The organism is Corallococcus sp. CA053C (assembly GCF_003611675.1).
Classification (GTDB): Bacteria; Myxococcota; Myxococcia; order Myxococcales; family Myxococcaceae; genus Corallococcus.
In genome coordinates this window covers 1-561 of sequence record NZ_RAWA01000851.1, presented here as the reverse complement: position 1 = coordinate 561, position 561 = coordinate 1, and the positions used below count along the sequence as shown (strand labels likewise).

Annotated in this window: 1 protein-coding gene; it reads right to left on the bottom strand. The window is 72.5% G+C overall.

The window, feature by feature from the left end:
* A partial coding sequence (locus D7V97_RS43560) for a glycosyltransferase family 39 protein (RefSeq protein ID WP_199729252.1) occupies positions 1 to 561 on the bottom strand: 561 nt, incomplete at both ends.

Genomic DNA, 561 nt, shown 5'->3' with positions numbered 1-561 from the left:
CGCCCGCCGCGAGCCCCCACCTCCAGGACTTCTCCCGGGTGGCGTGGAAGAGGAGCGCTACCGCCACGGCGTTGCAGCCCGCCAGGGTGCAGTCGGTCACGTCTCCGAAGAAGCGCCCCTGCACGAGCTGCCAGCCAAAGGGCAGGGCCAGGAACGCCGCCGCGCCCAGCGTGGCCCACAGCCGCCCCGCGGGCCTCCGGGCGATGAGGTAGATGGCGGCCGCCGCGGCCAGGTGTCCCAGCAGCGACGCCAGCCTCAGCGCGAGCGGCGTCACCCCCACGACGTGCATCATCAGGGCCCCGAACCAGAAGGGGCCCGTGGGCTTGTGCATCCAGACGTGCGCGGCCCACCAGTGCCGGGGGTCGCTCGGGTAGAGCGGATCCTTGTAGATGTGCGGCGTGAAGAAGGTGTCGTGCGTGCCTCGCGCGGCGGCCTGATGCATCGCCTCGTCCCAGTTGTAGATGGCGGGATGGGCCAGATGCGGCGCGAGCTGCGCGAGCCCCCAGACGACGAGCGCCACGAGGAGCAGTCCGTCGAGCCGCGTCCGGGAGGTGTCGGGGG